The sequence below is a fragment of the Micromonospora sp. NPDC003241 genome (genome assembly GCF_053589795.1).
Genome location: NZ_JBSFSO010000015.1, coordinates 19,694 through 39,562, shown reverse-complemented (window position 1 = coordinate 39,562; position 19,869 = coordinate 19,694). Strand labels below are relative to the sequence as shown.

22 protein-coding genes, 1 tRNA gene and 1 pseudogene are annotated in these 19,869 nt (G+C 69.3%); 7 read left to right on the top strand and 17 right to left on the bottom strand.

Going from position 1 to position 19,869, the window contains the following annotated elements:
* The first annotated feature begins 468 nt into the window (after positions 1-468).
* Positions 469-1,044, top strand: coding sequence for a dihydrofolate reductase family protein (locus ACWDVW_RS14780; protein WP_449948473.1), 576 nt, complete (start codon positions 469-471; stop codon positions 1,042-1,044).
* Between the two features lie 104 nt (positions 1,045-1,148).
* On the opposite strand, the gene ACWDVW_RS14775 is transcribed toward ACWDVW_RS14780, so the two are convergent.
* From ACWDVW_RS14775 to ACWDVW_RS14765, 3 genes are all read right to left on the bottom strand, one after another.
* A complete protein-coding gene (locus tag ACWDVW_RS14775; RefSeq protein ID WP_449948470.1) occupies positions 1,149-1,880 on the bottom strand; it encodes a helix-turn-helix domain-containing protein in 732 nt (243 codons plus the stop codon).
* 24 nt (positions 1,881-1,904) lie between these two features.
* On the bottom strand, positions 1,905-2,372 hold the full coding sequence (locus ACWDVW_RS14770; RefSeq protein WP_449948467.1) for a MarR family transcriptional regulator: 468 nt from the start codon (positions 2,370-2,372) through the stop codon (positions 1,905-1,907).
* A gap of 74 nt (positions 2,373-2,446) precedes the next feature.
* Positions 2,447-3,943, bottom strand: coding sequence for an alpha/beta hydrolase (locus ACWDVW_RS14765; protein WP_449948465.1), 1,497 nt, complete (start codon positions 3,941-3,943; stop codon positions 2,447-2,449).
* A 502-nt stretch (positions 3,944-4,445) separates the two neighbouring features.
* Here ACWDVW_RS14765 and ACWDVW_RS14760 point away from each other — a divergent pair.
* The 3 genes from ACWDVW_RS14760 to ACWDVW_RS14750 all read left to right on the top strand — a co-directional run bounded on the left by ACWDVW_RS14760 (position 4,446) and on the right by ACWDVW_RS14750 (position 6,749).
* Complete coding sequence (locus tag ACWDVW_RS14760) at positions 4,446-4,763, top strand: hypothetical protein (RefSeq protein WP_449948462.1); 318 nt, start codon at positions 4,446-4,448, stop codon at positions 4,761-4,763.
* An 862-nt stretch (positions 4,764-5,625) separates the two neighbouring features.
* Entirely contained in the window at positions 5,626-6,162 is a 537-nt protein-coding gene (locus tag ACWDVW_RS14755; RefSeq protein ID WP_449948459.1) for a hypothetical protein, read from the top strand.
* Positions 6,163-6,167: 5 nt separating this feature from the next.
* Entirely contained in the window at positions 6,168-6,749 is a 582-nt protein-coding gene (locus tag ACWDVW_RS14750) for a hypothetical protein (protein ID WP_449948456.1), read from the top strand.
* 42 nt (positions 6,750-6,791) lie between these two features.
* Here the strand turns inward: ACWDVW_RS14750 and ACWDVW_RS14745 are convergent, their stop codons facing one another.
* The 6 genes from ACWDVW_RS14745 to ACWDVW_RS14720 all read right to left on the bottom strand — a co-directional run bounded on the left by ACWDVW_RS14745 (position 6,792) and on the right by ACWDVW_RS14720 (position 10,238).
* Positions 6,792-7,505, bottom strand: a complete 714-nt coding sequence (locus tag ACWDVW_RS14745) for a hypothetical protein (RefSeq protein WP_449948454.1) — start codon at positions 7,503-7,505, stop codon at positions 6,792-6,794.
* 1 nt (position 7,506) lies between these two features.
* Positions 7,507-8,022 carry an RNA polymerase sigma factor gene (locus ACWDVW_RS14740; RefSeq protein WP_449948451.1) on the bottom strand — a complete coding sequence of 172 codons (516 nt, stop codon included), beginning with the start codon at positions 8,020-8,022 and terminating at the stop codon, positions 7,507-7,509.
* Between the two features lie 179 nt (positions 8,023-8,201).
* Positions 8,202-8,274 (bottom strand) — tRNA-Arg (locus tag ACWDVW_RS14735).
* A 170-nt stretch (positions 8,275-8,444) separates the two neighbouring features.
* Positions 8,445-9,464 (bottom strand): alpha/beta hydrolase, encoded by a 1,020-nt coding sequence (locus tag ACWDVW_RS14730; RefSeq protein ID WP_449948447.1) that lies wholly within the window; start codon positions 9,462-9,464, stop codon positions 8,445-8,447.
* 82 nt (positions 9,465-9,546) lie between these two features.
* Positions 9,547-9,753, bottom strand: coding sequence for a hypothetical protein (locus ACWDVW_RS14725; protein WP_449948445.1), 207 nt, complete (start codon positions 9,751-9,753; stop codon positions 9,547-9,549).
* 59 nt (positions 9,754-9,812) lie between these two features.
* Positions 9,813-10,238 (bottom strand): HPF/RaiA family ribosome-associated protein, encoded by a 426-nt coding sequence (locus ACWDVW_RS14720; protein ID WP_449948442.1) that lies wholly within the window; start codon positions 10,236-10,238, stop codon positions 9,813-9,815.
* Between the two features lie 334 nt (positions 10,239-10,572).
* Here ACWDVW_RS14720 and ACWDVW_RS14715 point away from each other — a divergent pair.
* From ACWDVW_RS14715 to ACWDVW_RS14705, 3 genes and pseudogenes are all read left to right on the top strand, one after another.
* A pseudogene (locus ACWDVW_RS14715) lies at positions 10,573-10,740 on the top strand (single-stranded DNA-binding protein); the annotation flags it as partial.
* A gap of 9 nt (positions 10,741-10,749) precedes the next feature.
* Positions 10,750-12,312, top strand: coding sequence for a recombinase family protein (locus ACWDVW_RS14710; RefSeq protein ID WP_449948673.1), 1,563 nt, complete (start codon positions 10,750-10,752; stop codon positions 12,310-12,312).
* Between the two features lie 392 nt (positions 12,313-12,704).
* A complete protein-coding gene (locus tag ACWDVW_RS14705) occupies positions 12,705-12,905 on the top strand; it encodes a hypothetical protein (protein WP_449948439.1) in 201 nt (66 codons plus the stop codon).
* Positions 12,906-13,202: 297 nt separating this feature from the next.
* On the opposite strand, the gene ACWDVW_RS14700 is transcribed toward ACWDVW_RS14705, so the two are convergent.
* The 8 genes from ACWDVW_RS14700 to ACWDVW_RS14665 all read right to left on the bottom strand — a co-directional run bounded on the left by ACWDVW_RS14700 (position 13,203) and on the right by ACWDVW_RS14665 (position 19,412).
* Complete coding sequence (locus ACWDVW_RS14700) at positions 13,203-15,437, bottom strand: hypothetical protein (protein WP_449948436.1); 2,235 nt, start codon at positions 15,435-15,437, stop codon at positions 13,203-13,205.
* A gap of 354 nt (positions 15,438-15,791) precedes the next feature.
* A complete protein-coding gene (locus ACWDVW_RS14695) occupies positions 15,792-16,064 on the bottom strand; it encodes a hypothetical protein (protein ID WP_449948433.1) in 273 nt (90 codons plus the stop codon).
* 89 nt (positions 16,065-16,153) lie between these two features.
* A complete protein-coding gene (locus ACWDVW_RS14690) occupies positions 16,154-16,444 on the bottom strand; it encodes a hypothetical protein (protein ID WP_449948430.1) in 291 nt (96 codons plus the stop codon).
* Positions 16,413-16,784, bottom strand: coding sequence for a hypothetical protein (locus ACWDVW_RS14685; RefSeq protein ID WP_449948427.1), 372 nt, complete (start codon positions 16,782-16,784; stop codon positions 16,413-16,415). The genes ACWDVW_RS14690 and ACWDVW_RS14685 overlap by 32 nt, the downstream gene beginning before the upstream one ends.
* Positions 16,784-17,161 carry a hypothetical protein gene (locus tag ACWDVW_RS14680; protein WP_449948424.1) on the bottom strand — a complete coding sequence of 126 codons (378 nt, stop codon included), beginning with the start codon at positions 17,159-17,161 and terminating at the stop codon, positions 16,784-16,786. The genes ACWDVW_RS14685 and ACWDVW_RS14680 overlap by 1 nt, the downstream gene beginning before the upstream one ends.
* 463 nt (positions 17,162-17,624) lie before the next feature.
* Positions 17,625-18,737, bottom strand: a complete 1,113-nt coding sequence (locus ACWDVW_RS14675; protein ID WP_449948421.1) for a hypothetical protein — start codon at positions 18,735-18,737, stop codon at positions 17,625-17,627.
* A gap of 35 nt (positions 18,738-18,772) precedes the next feature.
* Positions 18,773-19,003, bottom strand: coding sequence for a hypothetical protein (locus ACWDVW_RS14670; protein ID WP_449948418.1), 231 nt, complete (start codon positions 19,001-19,003; stop codon positions 18,773-18,775).
* A gap of 151 nt (positions 19,004-19,154) precedes the next feature.
* The gene (locus ACWDVW_RS14665) at positions 19,155-19,412 is read right to left on the bottom strand and encodes a hypothetical protein (protein ID WP_449948415.1); all 258 of its coding nucleotides are present in this window, start codon (positions 19,410-19,412) and stop codon (positions 19,155-19,157) included.
* Positions 19,413-19,869 lie beyond the last annotated feature (457 nt).

Genomic DNA, 19,869 nt, shown 5'->3' with positions numbered 1-19,869 from the left:
CCCTGCGCCTGCTCGGCCCTGCGCCTGCTCGGCCCTGCGCCTGCTCGGCCCTGCGCCTGCTCGGCCCTGTGCCTGCCGGCAACTCTGTGCCTGCACTCGTGCAGTTAATGGCTAGCGGATCGGGGTCTTCTCGCCCCGGCGTAGGGCGGTGGGTAGTTCTGTTGTCGTCGGAGCGACAACAGAACTACCCACCCTCCCCAGGATCACAAGCACGTCACCGCCCCAACACCATCCGACAGACTTGGAAACTTGATCAAGAAGTTTGGTCGCAAAGGGAGAGGGCGGAGGGCGCGAACTCCTTGGTCAACTCTGGTGGGCCCGGTCCGTCGGGTGGGCGTCGGTCGTCCGGGGTGGTGTCGGTTTCGTACAAGACCGGTGGGGGTGGGGGCGATAGCGTCCCTGGTGTGGCGCGGGGTGGTGGACCTTCGGGCCGAGGTGCAGGGTACGAGGACCGAAGCGGAGACTGTGGTGACGCGCGAACTGGTGTGGACCGGATTCATCTCGATCGACGGGATCGTCGACTCGCCCGGCGGGACGGTCGAAGGGCACCCCGCTGGGGGATGGGTGTTCCGGACGGCGTTCGACCCCGAGGCGTACTCGCTCAAGGGTGAGGAACTCGCGGAGACCGGCGCGCTGATGTTCGGACGCCGCAGCTACGAGGCGTTCGCGCCGATCTGGCCGCAGTCCGAGGACCACGCGGCCTACCGCGAGCTGCCGAAGTACGTGGTGTCGTCGACGCTTGACGCGGACGCGCTGGTCGGCGGCTGGGGTGAACAGCACATCCTGCGGTCCACGGACGACGTCGCCGCGATCAAGGAGACCGAGGGCGGGGCGATCTTCGTACACGGCAGCGCGGAACTCGCGCGCAGGCTGGCCGAGGCGGGCCTGGTCGACCGGTACAACCTCCTGGTCTTTCCGGTCTTGCTCGGCGACGGCAAGAGCGTGTTCCCCCGGCGCGAGCAGCGGGAGCAGCGGCTGGCGCTGCGCGAGTCCGCTGCCTACGGCAACGGTGTGCTCAAGGCCGTCTACGACGTCGTCCGCTAGGGTCCGGTGGTCCGTGGACGCCGTCCGCGTGGCGTGCACGGCGAGCAGGCCGGGGTCAGTACCTGCCGGCCATCGTCACCCGGGAGACCTTGAAGTAGGTTCGATCACCGACGTGCGCCACCGGGCGTCGAGACACGACCTGGCTCGGGCAACGCGATCGCGCCGCCGGCACCGCTGCGGAGCTGACCGGCGGTACGCCCCACGTACCGTCGCAACGCCCGCGCGAGATGCGGCTCGTCGTAGTAGCCGAGCCGGTCCACGACGGTGCTGACCTGCGCGCCCGCCGACAGCATCTCCGCGGCGGCCCGGACGCGTCCGATCTGCGCGACGGCGCCCCGGGTGAGGCCGGTGGCGGCCCGGAACCGGCGCTCCACGGTCCGACTCGCGGTGGCCGCCAGACTGCCGTCCAGTGTCGCCTGCACCAGCGGGTCGCGCACCAGCACGCCGGCGCGGACGAGCCGCGCCACCAGGGCCTCGGCGTCGTCGTCGACACGCGGCGTGTGCCAGCGCTCGCCGTCGAGCCAGAACCGCCCGGCGGTGGTGTCGGGCAGTTCGATCCCCGAGTTCAGCAGCGTCGACGTGGGTGCCGCCCGCAGCACGGTGCCGACCGCGAACTGGACACCGACGAACCGGGCTTCCTGCGGTACGGGTGCCGAGTCGGTGCGGTCCTCCGGGCCGACGACGGCGGCGAACGGCGTACCCCTGGACTCCCAGAACACGAGCCCCCAGGTCTCGCTGGCGACGGATGTCATCTGCGAGACCTGGGTGCTGTGACCGGTCCACACTGAGGAGATCCACGGTGAGTCCGAGGAACGCGACGTGTTCACCAGCCCCACACCGGCCACCCTACGACGTGGCTGTCAGTCCACCGCGCCGCCGGTGTTGCGGATCAACTGCCGGAGCACCTTGAGGGCCGCCACGTAGTCCGCGTCGTCGATGCCCTGGTGGATGCGGGCCCGGATCGACGGTGCGTGCTGTTTGAGGCTGACGCGCGCCGCCTCGCCCGCATCGGTGATCCACAGCCGTCCGTCACCGTCCCGGGTCAGCCACCCGCGCTCCTGTAACACTCTCGTCTCGGCGTCCAGATCGTCCTCGGGACGCAGGTACGAACTCATCGCCTGTTCGAGTTCGGGCACCGTCATCCCGCTGCCGTCCGGCCGCAGGTCGTGCGTGGAGAGGTTGCGCAGCAGCCAGAACTGCGGCTGCGTGAAGCCGAGCTCGACGTGCCGGGCACGGGTGAACGTGACCAGGGACGTGTACGCGACACCCGTCCAGTAGGCGGCGGGCTGCGCGGCGAGCTCGGTTTCGGAGAGCTGCTCCGTCGTCATGGGTCTTCCTCCGAGTGCAGAACGGATGGAGGAGGAACGTAGAACCTCACGTCCGATTCAGGTCAAGACGCCGGTCACTGCTCCACGGCCGGGCACCGGGTGCCCTGCGGCGGCGTCTTGACGTGGATCAGGTACCGCGTGGTGGCGTCACCGACGCAGTCGCTGCCGAACGAGTAGACGCCGTGCCCCGCACCTTCGTAGGTCAGCAGGGTCGCACCCGACTGACGCGCCACGTTCCGAGCCCACTCGTGCGGCGTGACCGGGTCGTACCGGCTGTTGAGCACCAGCACCGGCGGCACGCCCTTCCACCGCAGCGGCGCCTGCGGGTTGCGGACCTCGGTCGGCCAGCCCAGGCAGGCCATCGTCGAGCCCCACGCCTGGAGGTTGAGCTTCATCTCCGGTGCCACCCGGGCCAGTCGGTCCTGGTACGCCCGCAGCTGGTCGACGTCCCGCACCGGCAACCTCCAGTCCTGGCAGAAGATGGCGAGGCTCGGATCCTCGACCGGCTCCTGCTCCGTGGTCGCCGTCCGGGCCGTGGTGGGGCGGGCGGCGTCCGTCGCGGGGCCGGGCTCGCCCGCCGACAGGCTCACCAGCCGCTCCGACAGTTGCGTCCAGTACGGGCCGAGGAACGTCCACTGGATGTCGTCCAGCAGATCGGTCGGGCTCATCGTCCGCGAGCTGCCCGGGTCGACCAGCTCACCGCGTTCGGCCTTGGCGTACAGGTCTCGGAAGACCGTGCGGGCGTCCTGGCCGTGCAGCGCACACTCGGTCGAGGTGCGGCACCACTCGACGTATCTGTCGAAGCTGTCCTGCGTCGCCTTCGTCTCGCTGCGCAGGAACTCCCAGGTGGTGGCCGCGCTGTGGTCCATCGTGCTGTCGAGCACCATCGCCCGCACCCGCTGCGGGAACAGCGTGGCGTACTGCTGTCCCATCATCGTGGCGTACGAGTTGCCGTAGAAGGTCAGCTTCTTCTCGCCGAGCGCGGCCCGAATGGCGTCCATGTCACGCGCCACGGTCCGGCTGTCGAGGAAGTCCACGTGCGGGCCGCTGTGCTCCCGGCAGCCCTCGCCGTACGCCCGGGTCCAGGCGCGCAGGCCGTCGAACTCCTCGGCGGTGGTGGGGAACAGCTTCGGCTCCGGGCCCTCCGGCACCTGACACCGGATCGGGTCGCTGCCGCCCACGCCCCGAGGATCGAAGCCCACCACGTCGAAGCGGCGGCGTACCTCGTCACTGAAGCTGCCGCCGATGCCGCCGAGGATGGCGTCCTGCACCCCCGACGCGCCCGGTCCGCCGGGGTTGGTGAGGATCGTGCCGATCCGCGCGGTCGGGTCCGTGGCGGTCCGGCGGGCCAACGCGATGTCGATCGTCGGGCCGTCCGGTTCGGACCAGTCGACGGGTACGGTCACGCTGCCGCACTCCGCCGCCGGCTCGTCGGCACACGGCTCCCACGCGATGCCCGTACCGGCGGCCGGTGCCTCGGTCCGTGGGTTCGCCTGGGCGGGTGTGATGCCGAGAGCCACCACGGTCGCCAGCGCGGCGGCCGCCGTACCGGTCAGCGTCTGTCGTCTCACGTCACAGCCTCCGTCTCTCGCGGTCCTCCCGTGGCCGCCGGAGTTCGACGATGGTCGGGCCGCTATACACACAGGCTATACACACAGTGTCTAATCCGCGATTCGAGATCAAAATGCCTGGTCAGTGGCTCGACCTACTCGGCGACGGGTGTCCAGTTGCTACGGTCACCACCCATGGTCGAAGAGTCGACCGGGGCGTACCTCGACGCCGTCGATCGGGCGCTGCCCGGTTATGTTCGGGGCCTCTACGTCGTCGGGTCCGCCGCGCTCGGCGACTGGCACCCCGGCGCCAGCGACATCGACAGGGTGATCATGGCGTCGTGCCGGGCAGCCGTAGGCGACATCACCCGACTCGCGGCGGTCCACGCCGGCTGCCCCGCAGCCAGGGGCGCAGCTCACGCCCGGCCGACGACGCCTGGCGCCGCTTCTACCTCTGATCACACCCCGTAGGATCGCCGGCACCATTGGCGGCGTTGGCCTCGGGCCGGCGAAGGAGTACCGCATGAGCGCACCCGAGCACGGGGTTATCGTCCGCTATCCGCTCACGGGTGGCTTCGGTGAGGAACAGGAACGACGGGCCATCTACGACCTCGGGAGACGTCTGCGCGAGGCCATTGAGGCCGCTGACGCCGGTGAGTTCGACGGCCACGAGTTCGGCGGGGGTGAAGCCGTCCTCTACGCCTATGGACCCGACGCCGCCCGCCTCTTCGCCGCGATGGAGTCGCAGTTGCGCGCCTTCCCGGCCAAGCCAGCGCACACCACCCTCCGCTTCGGCGAACCCGACGACACCAGCACGGCCGAGCAGCGCATCGACCTGTGACTAGGTCTGCACCTATCTGGGCTGCTCCCGTGGAAAGCACTCGCGATGATCTGCCTGGCTCATCGTCACTCTTGATCCATCGGCTCATCAGCTCATCGGCCGCTCGATGTCGGCCTGCGGCGGCTCGTCGTACTTCGAGGTCACTGCATCGCTCAACCGCGTGATCGCGCTTGGTCGTCATCGTCCTGGTCATCCTCGTCGGGACGCTGCATCGCTCGATCGGGGATCGAGTGGCTATCGCGGCGCTTGGTCACCACTCGATCCCGGATCGAGCATGATCTTGCGACCGAGGTGCGAACCTGCGCCGGAGCATGCTGGCCCCGCCCTCGTGCGGCCGACCGCGCGTCGTGTCGACCGGGGGGATCGCTTGATTCGATCGACTCGTTTCGGTATGGGGTGCTCGGTGGGCGCCGGCGTGACCAGGGCTTACACCTTGCAGGGGCGCTGCTGGCGCTGTTCGGTCGCTCGTGATACTCTGTCGATCAATTCAAGGCATTGACGTATGTCGCCTGAATTCTCAGCAACGATAGCGCGCTTGACGATCACGGGGGTTTTCGCATGCGCATCGAGTTGGTGTATTTTTGTGACGCTCGGATCAGGCAAATGCGCCGAAAAGTGCGGCTCGCCGACCTGCGTTCCAGCTAAACGCCACGCACTGCACTTGCCAGCGGGAACCATGGTCCTGTGTGCCGGTTGATGGTGCGCACTAACTGCCAGGCGTCGTCCATTTAGCGCCAGCTCGGCTTCTTTCAGCCTTCTTTATTGGCAATAATCGCATGCCTCCGACCTCTTCGGACTGCTGCGTGGCTTCACCTTGCTCAATTCCACCCTTTGGGCGAACTCCAGCAGAGGAGTACAGACAGTGACAGTACCGCATGCGCCAAAACGGCTAGGAAAGGCGCTGGTCGTGCTGAGCCTGATAGCGGCTGGCGTCGCCGTTCCGGCGGCCCCGGCCCAGGCCGCCGACGGCTGCTCCAACGAAGGCTTGACCAGCGGATCGGTCGACGGCCGCGAGATCCGGTACACCCGATCGAGCAGGTACACCGGGGAGTTCACGGAGGCCCGCGACCTGTGGAACAGGCTCGGGCGGGTCAACATCGCGCCGGATACCGCCACCACCGTCAACGACCTGCACATCAGCGATGTCACCCGGAGCACGGTTACCTGGTCCGGCTACTGGCAGTCGTCGGCCGGCCAGGATGACATTTATTTGAACCTCCACTTCCTGACGAACTACAGCTGGGCAAATCGGCGCGGTGTGATCGGCCATGAAATCGGACACGCGTTACGCCTCGGCCACTTCGACAACCGGACGGCGCTGATGCACTGCTCCGACAATCGGACCACCACCGCCCCGGCGTCGCTGGACATCAACAAGTACAGAGAGATCTGGGGGTAAGTTCCGTGGCTAAGGCGAAAAAGTATTCCGCAGTCGCACTAGCGGTCGCCGCAGTCGCCGCTGGGGCATGGTTCACCGTTCCCTACGAGACGACTGCCATCCATGCCACGTACGCCGTCAGTCTCGAGACTCCGCGATTAGCCGCAGGGTGGGCCGACGACATCTTCGTCGCTTCCATCGACTCCCAGGATTCGGCGGAGCGCGACTCCGATGATTTTCTCTGTACGCCTTTCGAGGTAACGGTCAAGGCGACGCTTCAGGGCAGCGTCAGTGGCCATGTCCGGGTCGTTCAAGAAGGTGGCGACGACCCGATCAGCCGGGAACGCGTCGTCTTCGACGGCGCCACCCCGCTGGAGCCGGGCAAGACCTACATTCTCGCGTCGCGCCTGTCGGGCAAGGACGGCTGGCATGTCGTACCGTCCAACTTCACCCCGGTCGAGGTTCCGTCCGGCGCCGCTGCGGAAGCGGTAGTGGCCGAGTGGAAGAGGGCCGTCGCCGCGCCTGAGTCGCAGGATTCCGTGTTCCCGTCCGACGTCGACAGGGCCGCCAACCCGGTCTCGCTCTACCAGTCAGCTCAGATCGACTGAGCGACGGCGGCGGCGCAGTACAGGACACTGCGCCGCCGCTACTCACTCGTCGGCGCACTCCGTCGAATCGATCGAACGTGAGTCGGGGAGCGCTTGCGCCATCCAAGCCCACTCCGAGTCGATGTCCGCGCCGGTGACGAGGTCGACATCGCCCTTGGCCGCGTCGTGAACCACTACCAGGGCCGGCTGACCCGTGACTGGTTCAGTGCTCGATCCACCGTCGGCCAACTCTGCATCACCGACCGTGAGGACTGTCGGCCCGTTCTCCGGCTTCAGGTAGCGCACCGAGTCAAGCGTCACCGTGAACCGGTCGCCCGTACGGCTCACCGACGCCACACTTCCCACCGCGATGGTTTCGGCACACGCCACGACACCCGGAAGGCTCCGACTCACCGACGTGTCAGCCGGGTCGGACGCCCTCAGCGCGTAGCCGCCGACCAGAGCCACACCCACAATCCCCGCAGCGGTGGCGAGCACCCAAGACCGTGTCGACATCCGCCTGACCGACGGCCGGTCGGGCACGTGGTTCGTCGGGGCCGCAGTGCACGGGGTACGCGAGTCCGCCACCGCGGCGGGCGTCGCCGCAGCGAGTTCGGTGCCGAGTGCTGCCATGCCACGCCGTAACGCGTTTACGGCTGCCGTCGCCTCGGCCAGTTCGTCGGTGCCCGCAATCGCATCAGCCGGCTGCTCGCCGGTGACGGCGGACATCAGCGCATCGTCGCGATGGGAGTTGCCACCGCTCTCCACCCGAGACATCTCACACCACTCCCTTCGCGCTCAACCTGGCCCGCATTCGACCGACCGCCGCATGCAGCCGACTCTTCACCGTGCCCGACGCGACGCCGAGCACGTCGGCGATCTGCGGCACGGTCAGATCGACATAGAACCGCAGCACCAGAAGTTGGCGCTGGTCCGCTGGAAGCTCATCGAGTTCCCCGGCCACCACCATCGCGAGATCGCGGTCCGGGTCGGGCAGCGTGTCGGCGACTGCAGGCGCCCGCAGCGCCACGAGCCGCTGGCGTAGCTGTTCATGGCGCCGCCGACGACGGTGCCAGTCGACGGCGACCCGCGACGCGACGACAGCCGTCCAGGCGGCTGAGTTGTTTATCGTCTTCGCCGACGATTGCTCCAGGAGCTTGAGCCGGACCTGCTGCATCGCATCATCCAGGTCCTGCCACGGCACACCGCCCATGCTCAGTACGGCTCGGACCCGCCTAACGTCGATGCCCGATGACGGGTCGTCCTCCAGCGATCTGCGCACCGGCGGCCTCATCGGCACTCCCTCCCGTTGCCCTCCAGGACCTGGACGCAGAACCCCCCGGCATCGTTCACCCACCGGTAGCGTCCCAGGGCGTCGATGGCGGTCGCCAGCGGCGTAGGTCGGACAGCGGGTTGCCGGATGAGCGGGGGACCGAGGGGCGGCGACAAGCCGTTGAGCAGTGCGAACAGAGGTGCGCCCGGCAGGATTCGAACCTGCGGCCTTGGGATTAGAAGTCCCCTGCTCTATCCGCTGAGCTACGGGCGCGCTGTGGTATCGCGCGAGAAGGGTACCGCCGCACCGGCCCGGCGCGACGGAACGGGTGCCCGGTCAGCGTCGCACGTGCCATGGACGCCGCGCACCTGCGAATCCACGGCGTCGGCAGACCCAGGCGGGCCCGAGGTCAGGCGAGACACCGGCCCACGTGGGCCGATGGCTCAGGCGGCGGTGTTCGAGGAGGACTCGCTGTCGGCCGGGCGGCGGGGGGCCGGTGGGGGAGGGGGCGTCGGTCCGGCGTCGAGGAAGGCGTCCGCCCAGCGGCCGACCTCGGTGAGGACCTTGTCGCGTACGGCGGGGCCGGACAGCGTCAGGTCGTGCAGGCCGCCGTCGAAGCGGGCGAGCGTGACGTGCTGACCGAGGCGGGGTGCCCAGCGGACCATGTGTTCGACGTCGAGGACGGCGTCGGCGAGGGTCGCCGAGTCGTGCCACTTGGCGCCCCGGAACGAGCGGGTCGAGCAGGCCAGCAGCACCGGCACCGGGATGTCCAGTCCGGCGCGCAGGCGTCGTTGGCCGGTGCGGACGGCGTTGAGCCAGCCGGCCCGGACGGGGAATCCGGCGAGCGGCTTCCAGGCCAGGTCGTACGTCCATTCGCCGCGATGGTCGGCGTGCAGGCTCTCGCCGTACACGGTGCCGAGGCCGAAGGGGAGGACGCGGTGGGGTGCCCGACGGCCCAGGCGCGCGACGGCGGCCGCGAGGGGTCGACGCACGAACCATGGGGCGTTGAGGTCGAAGAAGGGGCTGTTCAGGAAGATGCCGTCGACCAGCCCGGTGTCGCGGCGGGCGTCTGCCCAGAGCGAGACGATCAGTCCGCCGGTGGAGTGGCCCATGGCCAGCAGCGTGTCGTGTTCGTCCTCGGTACGGATGATCTGGGCGGCGGCGTCCAGTTCTGGGAAGTAGTCGGCCAGGTCGCGGCAGAAGTTGGCGGTCTGGTGGGGGAGCAGGCTGCGGCCGTACTTGCGCAGGTCGAGTGCGTAGAAGTCCCAGCCCCGGGCGGCGAAGTAGTCAGCCACGTGGGTCTGGAAGAAGTAGTCGACGAAGCCGTGCACGTAGAGCACCGCGCGCCCGGTGGGTCGCTCGGCCCGGCGGCGGACCAGGGTGGCGACCACCGGTCCCTCGTCGTCGCGGCCAAGGTCGATGGTGTGCCGCTCGTAGGGCGGGCCCAGCACGTCGGGTTCCACCGGACCGACGGTACGCCGGGAAGCTACCGGACGGTAGTAGCCCCCGCCCAGCGTGGGGCGGGGGCTACGGCTGTGCGGCGGGTCAGTCGCCGTGGGCGTCGCGATCGGTCGGCTCATGCGAGGTCGCGGCCCGCCCACGATCCGGCCCGTACGGCGAGATCTGGTCCACCGGGACCGTCCGGTGCTCCTTCTTGGTCTCGGAGCCACCCCCCGGGATCGGTCCGTCGCTGTCCTGGACCAGCCGGGTCTCGCCGCTGCGGCGCATCTCCGGTTGCTGCACGTTGGGCATGCCGTTCACCTCTCCCTGTCAGCGCCGCCGGCCGGACGCGTGCCCGGCCGGCGGCACGGTCACCTCTCGTCGGTCTTCGTCCCGGCGGCGGCCAGTTCCTCGGCCAGTTCGTCGACCGGGGTCGGCTCGCCGGGCGGGGGCGTGACCCGCAGGTGCTTGTTGTTGCGCGGCTCCTGACGGGTCTTGGAGTCGTTGAGCTTGCGGCGCAGGTCGTCACGGGCGTCGTTGAGCGCCGCGCGCAGGTCCTCCTCGGAGGAGGTCGTGACGATCTTCTGCCGGCCGGCGATCCAGCACTCCAGCGTGACCCGCTGCCCCTTGGCCTCCCGGTCCTTGACCGAGAGTTCGAGTTCGGTGGAGTCGGCGTGGAAACCGGCCAGGCGGGCGTCGAGCGTGGCGAACTGGACCACGATCCAGTCCCGGTCGGCCTGCGAGAATCCGGCGCCCATTCGGAGGCACTTTTCGACGGTGGCCGGGTTCTCGCTCATCGCCGCACCTGACCAGGGACGCGGGCGGAACAAGCGATGGTCATCATCATGATCGCTGACCTTTCGTTCGACGTCGCAGGTGCGGTTGGCGATTTCCTACCCAGGCGGACCGGTCCGGAACCTGACGGTTTCCTGTGCAATCCGATCGTCCGCCGCCGGGCCTGGGCCGGGCAGGGTCGGTCGGCCTAGCACACCGGGACCTTGATCAGGCGTTCGTCCACAGGCCGCCAGGTTGTCCACAGGTACGACCGGAGGGGCTGCTCGGGTGGGCCGCGTGGCCCGAGGCTGGGCGGCGAGTCGGTACCAGCCGACCCGGATCTCCGCTGGAGGAACGATGTTCGACACCTACGTAACCGTCGTCGGGAATGTCCTGACGGCCCCCGAGTGGCGTCGCACCACGCAGAGCAACACGCTCGTGGCCAACTTCAAGGTCGCCTCCACCGCCCGCCGCCTCGACCGGGACAGCGGGCGCTGGGTGGACGGCAACAGCCTGCGGGTACGGGACCGTAGCATGTCCCACATGACGACTGCTACCCTTCGCGACCCGTTCGGCCGTGTCCGCGCGATCATTTATGTCCGTCTGTCGTCCCACCGCGGGGACATCGACCCATCGACCTCGCCAGCACGGCAGGAGGAGGTTTGCCGGGCGTACTGCCTCGCGAAGGGTTGGGACGTACATCCGCACGTCGTGCGGGACCTCGACGTCAGCGGGTCGGACAAGGGCCTACGGCTCGACCGGCCAGGGCTGAAAGAGATCCGGGAGCGGTGGCCGGAAGTCGACGTGGTGATCTTCGCCAGGTTGGACCGGCTCGCGCGCAACGTGGTCGACTTCCGCACGTTCGTCGACGAAGCAGCGGCCAACGGGGCTGCCCTGGTCTCCGTGAACGAGTCGCTAGACCTGACGACCTCCGGCGGGCGGTTCGTCGCGACGATCCTCGCGGCGTTCGCCGAGATGATGGCCGCGACGACCGCCGAGAACGTCGAGGCTGGCATTGCTAAGACCCGAAAGCTCGGCAGGTGGGCGGGCGGCGCGGCGCCGTACGGGTACCAGGTAGTCCCGATGCCCAGCGGCCCCGGTTACATCCTGGCGCCAGAGCCGGAGGCCGCCGCGATCGTCCGCGAGGCAGCCGACCGGGTCCTAGCCGGCGACTCGCTCTATCGGATCTCGAAGGACTTCAACGATCGGGGCGTGCCGACCCGATCGGCGCGGCTGATCGCCGAGGGGCGGACCAGACGGACGAAGCCGGCCCCGTGGTCGACCCAGGTCATCGCGCAAATGCTCGTGAACCCGGCGACCGTCGGTCGGTCGGTCTATCGGGGCGAGGTGATCCGCGGCGACGACGGGATGCCGCGCCAGCTATGGGAGCCGATTCTTCCGCTCGACGTGTGGCACCAGCTACGCGCAGCCCTAACGGCGAACGGTGAGGGCGTCGAGGGGCGCGGTCGGCGCGTACGAGCGGCCCGCCTGCTGTCCGGCATCGCGTTCTGCTCCGAGTGTGAGCGGAAGCTCTACGCGTCCTCTCGGAAGCACAAGAGCGGGGCGAACGTCCCGACGTACGCCTGTGCGGCTCGGCGGAACGGCCAAGGCTGCAAGGGTGTCGCGATCACTGCTGAGCTGACGGAACAGCATGTAGAGCAAGAGTTTCTGCGCATGGTCGGTCACTGGCCGGTCGTCGAGATGGTGACCGTAGCGGTCGACGACGGGCGCCGTGCTGACATCGAAACGGCGCTGTCCGATCTGGCAAGGCAGATGACCGAGCGCGGGGCAGACGTCGCAGCGCTCGCCGCGCGGGTCGCCGAGCTGCACGCGGCACGTGAGGCGTTGCCGGCTGTTGCGGCAACGGAGGTGCGTCGGGTCGAGACCGGACAGACCTTCGGCCAAGCGTGGGCCGAGCGGGACGTGGACGGGCGCCGTGCGTTGCTGGTCTCCGCAGGTGTGTCCGTAACAGTCCGCCGGGCGTCGATGCCGGGCCGGAAGGTCTTCGAGAGTGAGCGCGTCCTCATCGCCCTAGGCGAGTTCAACGATCCTGAGGCGCGGCGGCTTGCCGAGATCGTCGCGGAGGAGGCGTCGTAGCACCTGTAAGAGCTGGTAAGCCCCGCCGGAACTAGACTCCGGCGGGGCTCTTCTCTGGGCGGGTTGACCAGGCGAAGGCTCGCTGGGAAACGGTGTGGACCGTCACCGACCGACGTTTTTGAGCGTGGACGTGGTGGGAAGAATCCGCCGGCTGTCCTAGAGTCATGGCGTGCCGCAACCGGTAGCCCCAGATCAAGCTGATCACGTGGACCCACTTCGACCTGCCGGAGGACGTGCTGTGGTCGGCCGATGCCGACGAGGCCAGTCGCTCTGGTGAGATGCCGACGGCACCCGCAGGAACGGGTGCCGTCGTCAAGATCCATCCGCGCCAACGGATGGCAGTGGAACCGAGACCCGACCCTTCGACCAAGAAAGACAGGTGATCGCTCCTGATGGCCACTCTACGACGTGGCGAGACCAGCGGAAACCCGTCCCCTAAACCTGATGGCGACGTGTCGCTACGGGCAGTCGTCCTGGTGCTGGTAGCAGGCTTGATCGGCATCGTGGTCTACAAGCACCCTCACGTAGCGACGCCAATACTCGTCGCGATGGCCGTGCTGACTGCGCTGGGCTGGTTCGTCAAGCGCGAGTAGGGCGTGTAAACGCAGAAAGGCCCCTACCCCGGACGTCCGGGGTAGGGGCCTTGTCGTGCGTTCTGGCGTTCTATGTCCTCGTCGAGGCAGCGCGCGTGCCACCCTTGATTCCGGCGGCGCCCGGGTTCCCGGTCACCAACCAGCACGACCGCGTCAGCAGCCAGGATGGGGCGCTTCGGTCCGCGCTCTTGTTCCTCGTAGCGCTCGATCAACGACTTCCGGCATCCTGGGCAGCGCCACACGCCGTGACCGTACGAGCGCCGACCGGAGCGCCGTCGGACGTCTGGTGCGACGGCCTTAGCGGGCCCTCCCGACCCGGGCGAGGATCGCTTGCCGGGCTTGGAGGGCCTGAAGCTGCGCGATGGTCGCCCGCGTGTGGTGCAGGTGGTACTCGACTGTGGTCGGGGCGGACGGCGCGGCCTGTGTGGGCGTCACGGTCCGACGGTCTGCGAGGGTGGGCGCGGCGGAACGCGGGGGCTCGACCATCGCTTGCATGGCCTGTGTGACCCGTGAGCGGCCCTGGGTGATGCCGATGGCCATGCCGTCGGCGGTGTGCCGGCCGATGGTCATGAAGACCTTGCTCGGGCTGTTGACCTTCAGGGCTTGCTCGGCGGCGACGCGGGCGGCGCGGCCCAGCGCGCTACCGGCGCCGGTGACCTTGCCGATGTTCTCGCGCATCCCTCGCGCTAGTCCGCTGACGATGCTCGCGCCTGCGCTGAACAGCAGGTTTCCGACGTCGCCCAGGGCGGTCCGGATGCGCTCGGGGAGCGAGCGAACGAGGCCGAGCAGCATTTCGAGCTGGCGTCCGGCGCCGGTCCGTAGGGAGCGGAAAGCCGCGAGCACGCTATCGAGGGGGCGCTTCAGGCTGTCGATCGCCATGCCGACCGCGGCGACCTTCGCGCCGACCACGATCCGGACCGCCTCGAAGGCTATGCCGATCTTGGTCTTCCAGCCGTCGATCCGGCGGCCCCATTCTTCGACCGTGGTAATCCAGCCGTCGACCTTCGTCACGATGTCGCGAACCGCGGGGCCGACGTCCTGCGTCAGAACCCGGACGAGTTCGACAAGCTTGTCCATCCAATCGCGCATCCGTTGCTTGTTCTTCGGGTCCGCGAGCCAGTCGCGCACCTCCTGAAGCCAGTCGCGTACGCCGCCGAGGAAGGAGTCACTAGCTCGCTTCGAGGGCGGGAAGAAGGTGTCGAGCAGCTCACCGCCGATCTTGACGACCAGGCCACCGATAGCCCAGATGTCGCGGAGGGCCTTCGCGGCGTCGTCCATGAAGCTCTTCAGCGCGCCGGACTTCTCGGCCGACTTCATCCATGCGTTGAACTTGTCGATCACGCCGCCGATGCGGTCGCCCAGCTCGGCGAGGAACGGCACGCTCGCCTTCGCGAGGATGCCCCAGGAGTCGATGAACGGGCCCATCGAGTCCGTGACGCGGTCGAGGAAGTCGCCGAAGCCTCGGAAGGCGGCCCGGACGTTCTTCAGGAAGTCGGGGCGGCCGAGCGCCTTAAGGATCTCCCGCGCGAACCGGTTCATCCGGTCCGCGAGGTCGCCGAGCATCGGGCGCAGCGCGGGAAGCCAGCGCTTCGCGAGCGCCTGGAACGGCTTGTCGAGGCGAGCGAAGAAGCGGTTCTGCACGGCCCGGCGCAGGTCCGAGAGAGGCTTCCGGATGCCCTCGAGCGCCCGCACGAACTTGCGTGCGTTGGGCGCGAGGGCCTTCAGGGTCTCGTTGGAGACCTTGCCGTTCTCGAACAGCTCACCGAAGGCCGCGCCCAGGCCGCGGGTAGCGAGGCCGAGCACACCGACGACGCCCACGAGGCCGGTCGCGAGGGTGAACATGGAGCCCCAGAGCCCGCCGACGAGGGCAACGACCGGTGCGAGCAGGGTGAAGCCGGTGAGCACGATGGGCAGCGCCGAGGCGAGCGACAGGAGCACGCCGGAGAGCAGGTTGAGCCCGCCCTTCACGGCGGACATCGCGGCCTCTCGGAGAGCGGACAGCGCGCTGATGATCGTGCGCGGACCGACCGAGCGGCCTTCGTCCTCGACCCACTGGAAGAAACGGCGGACCCGGTCCTTCGCGGTGTCGAAGCCTTGCCGGACACCGGTTGCGACGCCGTCTCGCAGGCCCAGGCGCAGCGACCGGCTCAGCCCGTCGCCGAGCTGGCGGGACTGGTCTAGTCCCCCACGGAAGCCCTCGCGGAAGCCGTCGAGCACGGCACGCCGGATGCCGGTCCGCAGTGGCCGGGTGGCCGGCTCGGCTGCCCCGTCCCGGACCCCTTCGCGAACGCCCTCGCGGACGCCGTCGCCGACGGAGTGCTGAACGCTGTCGCGGACGCTGTCGAAGGCTGCGCCCTGAACGCTGTCGCGGACGCCGTCGCCGACGGCGCCGCCGATAGCCGTGCTGATCGTCTGCCCGGCGTCTTTCGCCCAGCGGCTAAGGACCGGGTCGGCCTCCCGTTGCAGGTGCCGGCGAAGGTTTCGCAGGGACGGGATCACTTGAAGTGCGGCGTGACCGACGTTCGTCGACACTGGCTGTGGCCTCCTCTCGGGCACGCTGGGCGCGAATCCGTTCGCGCTGGGCGAGCAGCTTCGCGATGGTGTTTTTGGGCTGCGCCGCAGCCGGCGCGGGGCGTAGCGGATGCGCCTGACCGGTGACGGCCTGGAAGATGTCCGCGAGCAGCACGTCAGTCGGCGTCAGGCCCGGCGGGACGTCCGACTCGGCGGCCCAGAGCGCCGAGCCGGGCGGGAGGTGCGCGACCAGCGCGCTAAGGCGGCGCAGCGATAAAGCGCCCGTCCAGAGGTCCCCGAGATCGACGCCGTAGAAGCGGGCCAGATCGGCTTCTACGGCGTCGTAATGCTCGGTGAGGGCTCGAACGAGCGCGGTCAGTTTCCCTTGACGCCCGCGGCCTTCTGGGCGGCGTCGAAGAAGCTGTTGAGGTCGCCGAAGGTGCGCGGCTTCGCGCGGAAGCGGTCGACCTGCTCGGCGCCGAGGATGATCCGGACAGCGGCGAGAATCCGGCCGTCCTCGATCGCGTCGAGCGCGCCGAGGTCCCACTGATCGGTGGGGGCGACCGCGTAGGTCTCGCCGTCGAACTCGAACGTCGAGAGCTGGCCGGCGGCCTCGGCGCGGGCGGCGCGGGTCTCGGGTGCCTTCATGGGGGTCTCCTTCGGAGTCAGCGCGGACATGAAGAGGCCCCGAGACCGTCCGCGCGGCGGTCTCGGGGCCTGGTAGCTCGGCTAGCTGGTTAGCGTTCTTCGGTCACTTCGAGCCCGACCGCGCTCGCGGCCTGGGTCAGCGCGCCGTACTTGGCCTCGACTGCCAGACCGCCCGGGTGGGCGATGGTGACCGCCTGGGCGGCGCGATCGGTTACGTACGCCTCGGTCTCGACCGGCATCCCGTGCCGCACGACCGATTGGTGAGCCGACACCGTCGCCTTGATCGCGGCGGCCTTCGCGGCGACAGCCGCAGCGAACGGGGCCGACTTCAACAGCTCGGCGACGCCCTTACGGTCGAGTCGGATGCGTACGTTCGCCATGAGCCACCTCCTCTACGGCCGCGGTCTCCGGATCGTTGCCGGACAACCGCGCGACGACCTCCTGACGCCGCAGACTCGCAGCACCCCCGGGCGTACCCGGCGAAGCGTCGTACGCCGTGCTGAAGGCGAGCCAGGCGGCGCGGGCGGCACCTCGGCGTAGCTCGTGAGCGCGGACGTAGCGCACGGCCGCGAGCCAGACGGCCTCGACGGTCCAACCGGCGGCGGGCCGGTCGACGTACTCGGTTGGCGTGAACGTCGGTAGGTCGACGTGGGCCAAGGCCACCGGAACGCTGTAGACGCTGCGGCTCTGCGTGCGGCGTGCTGCGATCCGGCGGGACATCAGCGACGCCCCCGCCAGCGGTGCCCGACCAGCGCGGCGCCCGCGGCCGAGGCGGACCCGGCGCGACGGTCGAAGCCGGCGGACTTCAGGGCCTGAACGGCCGAGGCACGGGCCATGCGGGCGTCCGAGATCAGCGGGTTCGCGATCGGCTGACCGCGGTAGCCGTCGATAATCCACCGATCGCCGATCTCGGCTTCGGCGCGGTCGGCCAGAGTGACCAAACGGCACGCCTGCACGAGCGAGGCGAACTGCGACGCCGTGAGGCGGTCGCCCTGCTCGTCCGTGACGTCCTCGAAGAGGTCGAGGGCGTCAGCGCTGAGACCGGCCGGGGGCTCAATGGCGTCGGCTTCGGCCGGAGGGATGTCACGGTCTGTCACGTAAAGGGCCTTTCGGTGCGCAGAGCAGCGATACGTGTCCGGGGGCTGGCGCTATGCCGCTTCGGTGGGGGGCTTCTCGGGGGAGGGGGCCTCCCCCCAGGGGTCACGCAGAGTCAGGTTGCTTGCGAGCGTTGCGGCGAAGCTCGGTCGCGAGGCGACGCGGCCACTCCGACCGGCTATCACTGGCCGGACCCACACGCCGGGCGGGGCCGTCCGGCACGTGACGCCAGCACGCCGCGAGCACCCGCCCGCCCGCGCAACGCACGCCGGACGAGGCGGACACGCACCCGCCCACCTGACAGCGGTACCCCGCCGATCGGCGGACGGCACGGGCACGACTGAGCCGGCGGCGGGTAGCTCGCGACGGGGAGGGGCCGTCAGTCAGCATGGGGGGCCTTTCGACAGAGGGGCGGGGTTGAACGCGAGGGCCCCCAGGTCGAGCCGAGGCCCCAGGGCGCGCGGGTCAGCCGGGTAGCTCGAAGCCGAACGGCGTCCCGCCCCGATGGCGATCACGGAGCCGCTGCTTCCGAGCGGGCGTCGCGGAGTCGAAGATCTTGCGCCACATCGGCCAGGCGACCGACTCGCCACCAGGGACACTGAGCGATTCGGCGTGCGGGACGGCGCCGGGATCGCAGGCTGACAGCGTGCCGAGAGCCTGCTGTACCTCGCTCGCGAGCGCGGAGGGGCTGCGGCGCTGTGCTTCGGCAGTCGCGTAGTGGCTCGTCTTCATACCGTCCAGGAGGTCCGAAGCGATGCGCGCCCGTCGATGCTCGCTCACTCTGACACCCTGTGCTTCCAGCTCGGCCACGAGCGCGACAGCCCGCCAGTGCGCGCTGACGGTCAACACCGACTCGGCACGAAGCGCAGCCTCCCGGGCGGCCTGGGCGGTGGCGTTGGCCTCGGCCAGCGCCGGCCCGAAACCGCCTACCGCGGTCTCTGCCCACGTCGCTGCGTAACCTGCGCTGAGCCGGTCGGCCTTGCGGGCGGCGGCGGTCGCCTCGCGACGTCGCACCTCGACGACAGTCGACAGGACGCGGGCCTTCGCGTCCTCGTCCGCCTCGCTCACGGCTTCGGGGAAGTCGCTCGACCACTCCTCACCACGCGCGGCGGCGCGGCCAGCGGCGGCGATGGCAGCTTCCCGGGCAGCGCGGGAGATGCGCGCCTCGTCGCGCCACTCCTCGACCGCGTCCACCGCGTCCTGCCACGCCTGATACCGCCGGTCGTACTCCGCGAGTGCGCCGGTCAGGTCTGCCGGTACCTCGACACCAGCCAGCGGAGCCAGGGGCTCTTCGGGCTCGCGGACGTCACCCGCAAGGTGCCCCGAAGCCGCGTGTACCGGCGGGCGTGCGATCTCGGCGGCGACCTTCTCAGAGTCGAAGACGGGCTCTGCGAAGGAGGGTGCGAGGCCCGAGGTCGGCGCGGGCCGGACCACCGACGGGTCAGTTACCGGCTTCGGCAGGCTGCGGGGTAGCACAGGCGCCGGGTCAGCCGGCGCGGACAGGCGCGACAGCGCGCCGACTTCAGCCACGGCGGTAGTGAGCGCTGCGACACTCGCGGCGAGGTCGTCGTCAGACATCTTTGCTCCATGGGAGTGCGAGGGGTGAGGGGCGATCAGGTGCCGAACAGCTCAGCGGCTTCGCGGTCGACAGCGGCGAGCGCGTCAGCGTCGCTGGCGATGACGGCGGCGGTCTGTCGGTGCAAGAGGTCTGCCGCGCGGGCGAGGAGTCGCGCGTCCCGGGTGCGGACCTGGCGCCGCTTGCGGCATGTGGCCGAGCAGGTGAAGCGGGTCCGCTTGCCCGGAGTCTGGCGGATCGCGGCCGGGCACTCCGTGCATATGTCCACCAAGCCTCCTTGCAATTGTGCTCACAGATAAAGGGCAAAAGAAAAGGCGAACCGGCGTACCGGTTCGCGATATCGAGGAGGATCGGCCGCGCGGCGTCTACCACCGCGCCAACGGGAGCCGCGCGCGGGCCGATCAACCCCTCTACAGTCCCTATGCGCCAGCAGTGGGAGACGCGCGAGCGCGGGCCTGACGGGCGGCGTCACACTCGCGACACGTCGTCTTCAGCCCGTCGCCCTTGCTGGCGTCCTCGGCGAAGGCCAGCGCCGGAAGGTGCCGACAGCAGCGCGAGCAGCGCTTCACGGGCTGCGCTCCGCGCGCCATCCGCCGGGCGAGCTCGCGGCGCACGCGGCCGGCGAGGTCGTCCGGGTCGTCGGCGTCGGCGAGCAGGGCTGCGAGGGGGTCGGTCACGGGGAACTCCTCGGGCGCGGGCGAGCGGCGGGCGCAGAACCAGCACGCCTATGCGCCAGCACGGGCGTAAGTGTTCGGCGGGCGGGTTTTCCCGTTCATCCCTGCGCTTCCCAGTGACGAAGTGACCCCAGTATCTACACTCCTATATTTCTCTCTCTAGAAGAAGAAGAAGCTCTAGAGGAGGAAATAAGAGAGTGTAGATACTGGGGTCACTTCGTCACTCCCGCGCCGCTCTCCCGGCGGCGTTTACACGCCCGGCGTGTGGTCTTCGAGACGGCCCTTCACGCTCTCGGCCTCACGACGCCGGAGCGCGGCCGGGAGGCGCGAGCGGCCGGGGCCTGTACCGGCTCCATCCCCGCAGCCCTCACGAACAGTGTCCGCCGGGCAGTCGCATCCCCTGCCTGGTTCAACTGGTACACCTCGATCCACACCCACCCGTCGTACGTCGACCGGTCGA